This window comes from Ancylobacter sonchi, from assembly GCF_018390695.1.
In the GTDB taxonomy this organism is placed as follows: domain Bacteria; phylum Pseudomonadota; class Alphaproteobacteria; order Rhizobiales; family Xanthobacteraceae; genus Ancylobacter; species Ancylobacter sonchi.
In genome coordinates this window covers 313573-325032 of the sequence record NZ_JAHBGF010000028.1, presented here as the reverse complement: position 1 = coordinate 325032, position 11460 = coordinate 313573, and the positions used below count along the sequence as shown (strand labels likewise).

Below are 11460 nucleotides of genomic sequence, written 5' to 3'. Positions count from 1 at the left end.
GCCGGGGGTCCCCCGCCGTTGACCCGCGTCCCTCCCCAGCGACGGTGATCCCCCTGATGCGAAAGATCCTTCCCGGCTCGGCCTTCCCCCTTGGTGTGACGGTCGACGGCCAGGGAACCAACTTCGCGCTGTTCTCCGACAACGCCACCGGCGTCACCCTCTGCCTGTTCGATCGTTACGGCGAGACCGAGCAGGAGCGCATCGACCTCCACGAATGCACCAATGGCGTCTGGCACTGCTATTTGCCCGGCGTCGGCCGCGGCCAGGTCTATGGCTGGCGCGTCCAAGGTCCCTGGGCGCCGGAGATCGGCCACCGTTTCAATCCGAACAAGCTGCTGCTCGATCCCTATGCCCGCATGCTGGTGGGCTCCATCGAGTGGGACGACGCGCTCTACGGCTACACCATCGGCGCCGGCGACGATGCCGACCTGATCATGGACGAGCGCGACAGCGCCCCCTTCATGCCGAAGGCGCGTGTCGTCGCCGGCACGCCGCTCGCCGACACCCGGCATCCACGCATTTCCTGGGCGAAGACGGTGATCTATGAGGGCCATGTGCGCGGCCTCACCATGCGCCACCCGCTGGTGCCGGAGGCGATCCGCGGCACCTTCACCGCGCTCGGCCAGCCGGAATTCGTCGAGCACCTGCACAAGCTCGGCGTCACCGCGCTGGAATTGCTGCCGGTGCACGCCTTCGCGCAGGACCGCCATCTGCTCGACGGCGGCCTGTCCAACTACTGGGGCTACAACACCCTCGCCTTCTTCGCCCCCGAGCCGCGCTATCTCGGCGAGGACGGGCTCGACGCCATCGGCGAGGCGGTGGATCATCTGCACCAGGCCGGCATCGAGGTGATCCTCGACGTGGTCTACAACCACACCTGCGAGGGCAACCATCTCGGCCCGACGCTGTCCTTCAAGGGCATCGACAACGCGTCCTATTACCGGCTGCTGCCCGGCAATGGCCGCTACTATGACGACATGACCGGCTGCGGCAACGCGGTGAACACCGATCACCCGCGCGTGCTGCAAATGGTGCTCGACAGTCTGCGCATGTGGGCGTCGGTCTATGGCATTGACGGCTTCCGCTTCGACCTCGCCACCACGCTGGGGCGCCGCCCCACCGGCTTCGATCCCGGCCACGCCTTCTTCCACGCCATCCTCCAGGATCCCACCCTCGGCGGTCTCAAGCTGATCGCCGAGCCATGGGACATCGGCCCCGGCGGCTACCAGCTCGGCGCCTTCCCGCCCGGCTTCTCGGAGTGGAACGGCGACTACCGCGACAAGGTGCGCGAGTTCTGGTGCGGCTCGGAAGGCGTGCTGCCGAGCTTCGCCACCCGCTTCGCCGCCTCGCAGGACATCTTCTCGGAAGGCCGCCGCCGGCCATGGTCGAGCGTGAACTTCCTCACCGCCCATGACGGCTTCACCCTGCACGACCTGGTCACCTACAACGACAAGCACAACGAGGCCAATGGCGAGGACAATCGCGACGGCCACGACGACAACAAGAGCTGGAACTGCGGCACCGAGGGCGAGACCGACGACGCCGCCATCAACGCGCTGCGCCGCCGGCAGAAGCGCAACCTCATCGCCACGCTGTTCCTGTCGCAGGGCGTGCCGATGCTGCTCGCCGGCGACGAGCGCTCCAACTCGCAGGGCGGCAACAACAACGCCTATTGCCAGGACAACGAGATCGGCTGGGTCGACTGGTCGGACGAGGACCCGGAGCTGCCGGAGTTCGTCGCCCGCCTCGCTGAACTGAGGAAGCGGCACTCCTCGCTGTCGCGCCCGGAATTCCTCACCGGCGCGCGCAACGAGATGGGCCAGCCGGACGTCGCCTGGTTCAATACCTCCGGCGAGCGCATGAGCGAGGAGAACTGGGACGACCCCAATTCCAAATGCCTCACCGTGCGCCTCGCCCCGGCACTGCCCGACGAAGCCTCGCTGCTGATCATGCTCAACGCCTCGCATGTCGACGTCGACTTCATCGCCCCGCCGGTGCAGTCCGGCAGCTGGGAGGCCATCCTCGCCACCGGCGACGATCTGGAGGGCGCCAAGCTCGGCGGCGGCGCCACCTTCACCCTGCCCGCGCGCACCCTCCTCGTGTGGGAATGGCGGGCATGAACGACGCCCTCGCCCGCCCCGCCCGCCGCTTCGGCCCGCTCCTCGACGGGCGCGACGCGGTCTTCCGCCTCTATGCCCCCGATGCCCGCCGGGTCGAGTTGCTGGTCGAGGGCATGATCCCGCTGCCGATGCAGCGCGATGCGGAAGGCTTCTTCGCCGTCGAGGTCGCCGGCCTCGCGCCCGGCCGGCGCTACCGCTTCCGTGCCGACGGGCTGGCGGTGCCGGACCCGGCATCGCGGATACAGGATGATGACCCCGACGGCTGGAGCGTGCTCACCGCACCGCCCGAGCCCCAACTCGGCAACGCCATCCGCCCATGGCACGAGGCGATCATCGCCGAAATCCATGTCGGCACCGCCACGCCTGCCGGCACGTTCCGGGCGCTGATCGACCGGCTCGACCATTACCGCGACGCCGGCTTCACCGTGATCGAGCTGATGCCGGTCGCCGATTTCCCCGGCGCCCGCAACTGGGGCTATGACGGCGTGCTCATCTACGCGCCCGACCGGGCCTATGGCACCCCGGACGATCTGCGCGCGCTGGTCGACGCCGCCCATGCGCGTGGCCTCGGCATCATGCTGGACGTCGTCTACAACCATTTCGGCCCGAGCGGGAATTACCTGCCAGCCTATGCGAAGTCCTTCTTTCGCGAGGACGTGCCCACCCCATGGGGTGCGGCCATCGATCTCGAAAACGGGACGGTGCGCGCCTTCTTCGCCGAGAACGCCGCCTATTGGCTCAGCGATTTCGGCTTTGACGGGCTGCGCTTCGACGCCGTGCACGCGCTGGCGACCAAGGGCGCGGAAACCTTCCTGCGCGAGATCGCCGGCGCCTGCCGTGCGGTGCGCCCGGATGCCTGGCTCGTGTTGGAGAACCACGACAACGTCTCAGGCTGGATGACACGCGACGACGCGCTGTTCACCGCCCAATGGAACGACGACTGGCACCACGTCTTCCATGTGCTGGCGAGCGGCGAGCATGGCGGCTACTACGCCCCCTATGCCGGCGATCCCGTTATCGGCGCCGCCCGCGCGCTGGCGGAGGGCTTCGTCTTCCAGGGCGAGCCTTATCCCGACGCCGGCGGGCACGCGCGCGGTACCCCCAGCGCTAGCCTGCCGCCGGATGCCTTCGTCGCCTTCGTGCAGAACCACGACCATATCGGCAACCGACCGCAGGGCGACCGCCTCGCCGGGACGCTGGAGCCGGAACGTCTCGCCTTTCTGCGCTTCGTGCTGATGCTCTCGCCGCAGATCCCGCTGCTGTTCATGGGCGAGGAGGCGCTGCTGCCGACGCCCTTCCCGTTCTTCTGCGATTTCGAGGGCGATCTCGCCCAGGCAGTGCGCGACGGCCGGCGCGCCGAGTTCGCCGCCTTCTTCGCCGATCATGACGAGGGCGCGTTTCCCGATCCGCTCGACGAGGCCACCTTCCGCGCCGCCGTGCTGGCACCCGAGGCTTTCGCCGCCGCTCCGGCCCGTGACGCGCTCGCCGCCTTCCGAATTCTCGCGGAGCTGCGCCGCCAGCACATATGGCCGCTCACGGCCAGCGGCTGGCGGGGCGCTGACAGCCAGCACGCAGACGCGGCCGTCACGGTGCGCTGGCGCTTTGCCGCCGGCATTCTGGTGATGGCGCTCAATCCCGGTCCGGCGCCCGCCCGGCTGCCCCGCCCGGTGGAAGCCGGCGCCGCCCCGCTCGCCAGCGTCGGCGAAGTCGTGGCGGAGACGGAGGGATTCGCCCTGGCCCCGTTCTCCGCCGCCGTCTGGCACCTGCCCGCATGAGGAGGCCCGGATGATCAAGCCGCCCGCTTTGCGTGCCACCTACCGGCTACAATTCCATCGCGCCTTCACCTTCGCCGATGCCGAGGCGCTGGTGCCCTATTTCGCCCGGCTCGGCATCAGCCATCTCTATGCCTCGCCGATCACCGTGGCGGTGCCCGGGTCGACGCATGGCTACGACGTCGCCGACCCGACCCGCATCAATCCCGAGCTCGGTGGCGCCGAGGGGTTCGAGCGCCTCGCCCGCGCGCTCGCCGCCCATGGCATGGGGGTGCTGCTCGATATCGTGCCCAACCACATGGCCGCCTCCAGCCACAACCCGTTCTGGATGGAGATGCTGGAGCTGGGGCCGCGGGCGCTCGCCGCCCGGCTGTTCGATGTCGACTGGCAATCGGGCCGCCTGCTGCTGCCGGTGCTCGGCGAGCCGCTCGCCGCCACCCTTGCCGCCGGTGCCCTGTCGCTGCGCGCGGAGTATCAGACCGGCCGCCTCGTCGGCGCCTATGCCGACCATGTTTTCCCGCTGCGGCCGGAGAGCGTCGCCGACCTCCTGGATGCTGCCGCCGGCCTGCGCCCCGGCTGGGCCGAGATGGCGTCGGCCTTTCGCGCGTCATCGGCCGCATCGTCCACCTCACTGCACACGGCGCACGAGGCATTGCGGTCCCTCGATACCGCCGAGCGTGCCGCCCTCGACACCGTGCTCGCGAAAGCCGACCTGCCGGCGATACTGGAGGACCAGCATTGGCGCCTCGCCTGGTGGCGTACCGCCGCGCATGACCTTAACTATCGGAGATTCTTCAATATTACCGATCTCGCCGGCGTGCGTATCGAGGATCCCCAGGCGTTCGAGCTGGTGCACCGGCTGCCGCTCGATCTGATCAGGCGCGGGCTCGTCCACGGCCTGCGCATCGACCATGTCGACGGCCTGCTGGACCCGGCCGGCTATTGCGAGAGGCTCCGGCAGGCGGTGGGTGCCGGTATTCCGATCTTCCTTGAGAAGATCCTCGAGCCGGGCGAAGCGCTGCGTCCCTGGCCGGTCGACGGCACGACCGGATATGAAAGACTGAACGACATCAATGGCTTGTTCATAGACCCGCAGGGTTACGACACACTGGAGGCCGATCTCCGCGCCCGCCATCTGATCACCGGGACACCCACTGAGCGGCTCGCCGCCGCCAAGCGCCGGGTGCTGGAAACCAGCCTCGCCACCGAGGTCGAGCGTCTCGCCGGCCTCGCCCGCGAAGGCCTCGACGCCGACATCAAGGCCGGCGACCTCACCGAGGCGTCGATCCGTCAGGCGGTGATCGCCCTGCTAACCCATTGCCCGGTCTATCGTTCCTACGCAACCCCCGACGCGCACGACCCCAGCGACCAGGCGATCTGGGATGCCATCCGCACCCGCATGGACGCGGTCGAGGATCCGCTCACCAGCGCCGCCGGCCGCCTGCTGATTGAGCGGCTCAAAGCCCCGCAGCACCCGAGCGACCTCGAATTTCGCGGGCGTTTCCAGCAGCTTAGCGGGCCCGTGCTGGCCAAGGGCTTCGAGGATACCGAGCTGTACCGCTATCCGGTGCTGCTCGCCGTCAACGAGGTCGGCAGCAGCTTCGAGCATGTTGCGAGGGAATGCAACGAACTGCATGAAATATCTCGACAACGTGCCGCGAACGGCGCGTGCGATCTCATCCCTCTCGCCACCCATGACACCAAGCGCGGTCCCGGAACCCGCGCCCGCCTCGCCGCGCTCGGCCACGCGCCGCAGCGCTGGCTGGACTTCCTCGCGCAGGCGGCGCCGGTAACGGACCGCCTTTTCCCGGCCGATGCCGCGCCGGACGCCCTCGATCGGCATTTCATCCTGCAAACCCTCGTCTCTACCTGGCCGATCAGCGCCGAGCGCATGAGGACCTACCTCACCAAGGCTCTGCGCGAGGCCAAGCGCCACACCTCGTGGGAACAGCCGGACGAGGCCTATGAGCAGGCCGGCCTCGCCTTCGCCACGCAGCTCATCGAAGCGCCGCAAGCTGCTGATTTTAGAAACGATTTGGAGCGTTTCCTGGCCGAGTTGGCGCCGGCGGCACGGATCGTCGGCCTCGCGCAACTGGTGCTCCAGCACAGCCTTCCCGGTACGCCCGACCTCTATCAGGGTACCGAGTTCCCCGATCTCTCGCTGGTCGACCCCGACAATCGCCGCCCTGTCGACTGGCTCGCCCGCCTCGCCGCCCTCGACGGGCTGGACAGCGTGGCGCCGGGCGACGGCGAGTATTTCAACCTTGTGCGTACGCTTCTTGCCCTGCGCCGCCGGCATGACGGCCTCACTCATGGCGACTACCGGCCGCTGGACATCAGCCCTTCGCCCTGGCGCTGGTTCGGTTTCGAACGCCGGCACGCGAACCGCCGCCTCCGCGTCGTGGTGCCCACGCGCATTCCCTGGCATGCGCCGATGCCCGACAGCGTCGTGCTCGACATGAACGAGATTTTCGACCGCGACTGGCATGGCATGGGGGGCGAGCGCCTCGCGACCGGCTCGGCGCACCTGACCCTGTCGACGGCATGGCCGCTCCTGATTACCGAGCAGTTTCAATAGGCTGAGGGCCGCCGACTGTGAACTCGGAGCCCCCAACCGGACGGTCTTCCAACACCGCGGCCGCCGGACCATGCCTGCCCGCTGCCGAACGGGGCATGATCCGGTGCCATAAGGATCTCCCGCGTGGCGCGGAAGGGCCATTGCTCACGCCGGCGCGTAGACCGTGCGGTACTGCTCCTCGGTGATGAAGCCGTCCGCCATGTCCTCGCGGACCAGTTCCGGGTCGCGCAGGGCCGGCGCGCCCCAGCCGCCGCCCGCCGGAGAGGAGATCTTCACCCGGTCGCCCGGCTGCACGCGGACATTGGCGAATTTCGACGGCGAGACCTTGTTGTAGGCCTGCGTCGCTGTCAGCCACTCCCCACTGCCGTCGCGCTTGATGAACAGCTCCGCCTTGGCGCCTTCCTGGCCGCCATGGATGCCCCAGGGCGAGACCTTCTGCCGGTCGCTCATATAGCTGAAGGTCATCTCGGTGTCGGTGCACAGCAGGGTCTTGCTCAATGCGAGGCCGCCGCGGAACTGTCCCGGCCCGCCGGAGCCGTCCACCAGCCGGAATTCCTCGACATGCCAGGGGAAGCGGAACTCGAACACCTCGACCGGAATGTGTGGGCAATTGCCGTTGATGCCGCCCACCGCATCGTTGCCGTCGGCGAAGCTGCGCCCGCCCCAGCCCACCGGCGTCAGGTCGTAGCAGCAGAAGAATTCCCCGGTTTCGGTGTCCGTGCCTCCGAACAGGAAGTTGGAATGCGACGCACCGTCGGTGGCGGCGGAGCGCTCCTTCACCGCCGGCGCCAGCGCGCCCATCACCGCGTTGGCGATGCGGCAATGGCTCTCGGTATTGCCGCCGACCGAGGGGCCGGGGAAGTTGACGTTGAGCATGCTGCCGGGCTGGGCGAGGATCCGGATCGGCCGGAAGCAGCCGGAATTCTTCGGAATGGTCGAATCCGTGAGCTGCAGCAGGGCGTTATAGGCCGCGCCATGCGCCACGCCGAGGGTGGCGTTGATCGGGCCCTTCGCCTGCGGCGAGGAGCCGTGATAGTCGATGATCACGTCGCTGCCGCTGACCGTGACCTCCACGCGGATCGTGTAGGCCTTGTCCTCGATGCCGTCGTCTTCCATGACGTCCTCGAAGCGGTAGCGCCCGTCCGGGATCTTCTCGATCTCGGACCGCATGCGGCGCTCGGCATAGTCCATCAGCGCGTGGACATGCTCGCCGAAGGCCGCGACGCCGTGCTTGGCCGCGAGCTCCTTCATGCGCCGCTCGCCGAGGTCGATGGAGGCGATCAGCGCGCGGAAGTCGCCATAATTGTAGCGGGGCGTGCGTACATTCGCGAGCAGCAGCCGCCAGACGTCGTCGACGTCCTTGCCGGCGCGGATGATCTTCACCGGCGGCACCCGCAGCCCCTCGTGGAACACCTCGGTCGCCTCGCCGGCGAACCCGGCCGGCGCCATGCCGCCCACCTCGCAGACATGGCCGATGGCGACGGCGAAGCCGATCAGCTCGCCTTCGAGGAACACCGGCTTGAAGAAGGTGTGCTCGGGCGTGTGCAGGCCGCCGCGATAGGGGTCGTTGTGCAGGATCACGTCGCCCGGCTCGAGATCGTCGAGCGGGATTTCCTGCACGCAGGAGCGCAGCAGCAGCGGCATGCCGCCGATCATCGAGGGGCAGAAGTCGCCGGTGGCGATAAGCTCGCCGGTCGGCAGCGCCAGGCCGCAGGTGAAGTCCAGCGATTCCGAGAAGATGGTGGAATAGGAGGTGCGCATCAGCGTCACCCCCATGTCGCGGCAGATCGAGACGAGGATGCCGCCGACGATGTTCAGCGAAACCATATCCATGAGCGGGGCCTCCTAATTGGCGGAAACGAGAAGATTGCCGTAGCGGTCGACGCTGAGCGTCATGCCGGGGTTCAGCACGGTGACGGAGGCGTTCTCCTCGACCAGCGCCGGCCCTTCGACGAGGTGCCCCTCCTTGAGGTCGGCGCGGTCGAACACCGGTGTGTCGCGCCAGCCGGCGGCGAACCACACCGGCCGCGTCGAGCGCACGGGCGCCGGCCCGGTCGCCGCCCCGACCAGCGGGAATTCCAGCGCGCCGGTGCGCGCGGTGCCGGTGACGAGGAAGTTGACGATCTCGACATGGTCGGCGAGCCGGAAGCCGAAGCGCGCCTCGTGCTGCGCGTGGAAGGTCTCGAGGATCGTCGCGATCTCCGCGTCGGAGAAGCTCTTCGCCGCGACCGGGATCTCCAGCTCGTAATTCTGGCCGAGGTAGCGCATCTCGACGCTACAGGCGACGGCGGCGTCGGCATGGCCCTGCGCCGCCAGCTCGGCGCGGCACTCCTCGATCAGCGACGCCATCGCCGCCGCCGCCCGCTCGCGGTCGAAGCGCCGGGAATTCAGCTGCACGGTGCGGTAGCGGTCGACCCGCGCATCCGCCATGGTGAAGCCGAAGGCGGAGAACTGGCCGGGGAAGTTCGGCACCATGCCCTTCGGGATCGAGGCCTCCTCCATCAGGTCGCTGACATGCAGCGGGCCGGCGCCGCCGAAAGTGACCAGCGTGAAGTCGCGCGGGTCGAGCCCCTGCTCAGTCAGCACGGTGTGCAGCGCGCCCACCATGTTGTTGTTGGCGATGCGCACGATGGCGAAGGCCACTTCCTCGATGGACTGGCTAAGCGCCTCGGCGAGCGGCTGCACCGCCTTGGCCGCCGCCTCGCGGTCGAGCCCCATCGAGCCGCCGAGGAAGTTGCCGGGGCTGATGCGCCCGAGCACCACATTGGCGTCGGTGACGGTCGGCAGCGTGCCGCCGCGCCCGTAGCAGGCCGGCCCCGGATTGGCGCCAGCGCTTTCCGGCCCGACCACCAGCATGCCGCCGGCATCGATCCGGGCGATCGAGCCGCCGCCGGCGCCGATGGTGCGGATATCGATCATCGGGATCTGGATCGGGCGGCCCCATTCGATCTCGAAGTCGGTGGTGAACTTCTCCTTGCCGTCGACCACGGTGGAGACGTCGGTCGAGGTACCGCCCATGTCGAGCGTGACGAGGTTGTTCATTCCGAGCAGCTCGGCCGTGCGTTTGGCGGCGATGACGCCGCCGGTCGGCCCGGACACCGCGATCTGGATCGGCGCCTCGACCGCGCCGGCGAGGCTCATCTCGCCGCCATTGGAGCGCATCACCACCACCGGGGCCTTCATGCCGTTGGCGTCGAGTTCGGCGCGCATCGAGCCGAGCTGGCGGGCCACCACCGGCTTGATGAAGGCGTCGCAAATGGTGGTGGAGGAGCGGAAATGCTCCTTCCACTTCGGCAGCACGTCATAGGAGATCGACACCGGCACGCCGGGCAGGTGCTCGGCGAAGATCTCCTTCACCCGCCGCTCATGCACCGGGGTGAGGTAGGAGTGCAGCAGCACCACCGCGACCGCCTCGACCTCCCCTGCTTCGCGCAGCTGCTCGGCGAGCCGCGCGACGCCCGCCTCATCCAGTGGCTCGGCGACATTGCCGCCGGCATCGATCCGCTCATGGATCTCGTGCGCGTCGCGGCGCTTGAGGAACGGCTTCGGCTTCACCCAGGCGAGGTCGTAATGGTGCTTGCGGTTGCCGCGGCCGATGAACGGAATGTCGCGAAACCCCGCCGTGGTGACATAGGCGATGCGGGCGCCCTTGCCTTCCAGCAGCGCATTGGTGGCGACCGTGGTGCCGAGGCGCACCGCCGCGATGGCGTCGAGGTCGCCGAAGGTCCGCAGCCCGGCCATGATGCCCTCGATCGGGTTCTCCGGGGTCGAGAGGTTCTTCCACGCCTTGAGGGTGCGGCCGGCTTCGTCATAGGCGACGAAATCGGTGAAGGTTCCGCCGATGTCGACGCCGAATCTGGTGCTCATCGTTTCTGCCCTTTGTCTGAAATCGGAAGGATGCGGTTCATGGCGACGGCGCGGCCTCGCCCGCCAGTGCGGCGGATGGCGCCTTGCGGGCCGCGGCCTCGTCAGTGGGAGCGCGGCGCGGCCAGACCAGCTCGCGCCCGTTGGAGAGGCCATTGGGACGGAAGATCAGGATCAGCGCCATCAGCACGCCGAGGCCGATCTCCTGGCTGCCCAGCGGCAACCCGACGGTGACCGACCCGAACGGGACGCCCCGTTCGGCGAGGCGCAGCAATTCGACGATGATGGTCACCGCGAACACGCCCGCCACCGCGCCCGACAGGCTCGACATGCCGCCGACCACCAGCATCGCCAGCGTGATGAAGGTCAGGCCGAGATAGAACGGGTCGACGGTGAGGATGCCGAGGAATTGCGCGTAGAGCCCGCCGCCGGCACCGGCGATGGCGGCGCTGAGCACGAAGGCGACGAGCCGCATCCGCTTCACCTCCACCGCCGAGGCGCGGGCGGCGACCTCGTCGTCGCGGGAGGCGCGCAGCATCAGGCCGAGACGGGAGATCTGGAACAGATAGGCGGTAATCACCGCCCCGGCGGCGAAGCCGACCGCGACCCACGGCCCGACCACCGTCGGGATGCCGATGATCGAGGACGAGCCGGCGGTGACCGAGTCCCAGTTGGCGTAGACGCTGTTGACGATCATCAGCACCGCGAAGGTGGCGATGGAGGCGGCGGTGCCGGCGAGCCGCATCAGCGCGGCGCCCAGCAGCAGCGCCACCAGCGCCGGCAGCAGCGTCGCTCCGAGGATCGCGAAGACAAAGGGATACTGGTTCTCCTGCAGGAACACCGGCAGGCCGGACAGCATGATCTGCTTGAAGCTCGGCTCGGCAGTGGCCCAGGCGGCGGCATAGGCGCCGATGCCCATGAAGCCGATATGGCCGAAGGAGATGATGCCGGAATTGCCGATGAACACCCACAGTCCGATCACCACCACGAGGCGGATGAACATCTCGGTCAGCGTCACCTGCGCGGTCTCGTTGCCGGTCAGCACCCCGAGGGCGGCGGCGATGACTAGGCCGGCGACCAGCAGAGCGGGCGTCTGGTGGCGGATGAGGAAATCGCGCATCGCTCC

The 11460-nt window shown here is 68.5% G+C and carries 6 protein-coding genes; 3 read left to right on the top strand and 3 right to left on the bottom strand.

From position 1 onward, the window contains the following. Positions 1-56 precede the first annotated feature (56 nt). From glgX to treY, 3 genes are read left to right on the top strand one after another with little or no spacing between them, the layout of a single operon-like run. Positions 57-2120, top strand: coding sequence for a glycogen debranching protein GlgX (gene glgX / locus KHC28_RS16905; RefSeq protein WP_214009514.1), 2064 nt, complete (start codon positions 57-59; stop codon positions 2118-2120). Continuing rightward, positions 2117-3895 carry a malto-oligosyltrehalose trehalohydrolase gene (gene treZ / locus KHC28_RS16900; protein ID WP_214009513.1) on the top strand — a complete coding sequence of 593 codons (1779 nt, stop codon included), beginning with the start codon at positions 2117-2119 and terminating at the stop codon, positions 3893-3895. Before glgX ends, treZ begins: the two co-directional genes overlap by 4 nt. A 10-nt stretch (positions 3896-3905) precedes the next feature. Then, entirely contained in the window at positions 3906-6470 is a 2565-nt protein-coding gene (gene treY / locus KHC28_RS16895; RefSeq protein WP_214009512.1) for a malto-oligosyltrehalose synthase, read from the top strand. 144 nt (positions 6471-6614) lie between these two features. Here the strand turns inward: treY and KHC28_RS16890 are convergent, their stop codons facing one another. Genes KHC28_RS16890 through KHC28_RS16880 form a run of 3 tightly spaced genes read right to left on the bottom strand, consistent with a single transcriptional unit; the run spans position 6615 to position 11454 of the window. After that, positions 6615-8303 (bottom strand): hydantoinase B/oxoprolinase family protein, encoded by a 1689-nt coding sequence (locus KHC28_RS16890; RefSeq protein WP_246564922.1) that lies wholly within the window; start codon positions 8301-8303, stop codon positions 6615-6617. Positions 8304-8315: 12 nt separating this feature from the next. Beyond that, positions 8316-10337, bottom strand: coding sequence for a hydantoinase/oxoprolinase family protein (locus tag KHC28_RS16885; RefSeq protein ID WP_214009511.1), 2022 nt, complete (start codon positions 10335-10337; stop codon positions 8316-8318). A 37-nt stretch (positions 10338-10374) separates the two neighbouring features. Next, the gene (locus KHC28_RS16880; protein ID WP_214009510.1) at positions 10375-11454 is read right to left on the bottom strand and encodes a branched-chain amino acid ABC transporter permease; all 1080 of its coding nucleotides are present in this window, start codon (positions 11452-11454) and stop codon (positions 10375-10377) included. Positions 11455-11460 lie beyond the last annotated feature (6 nt).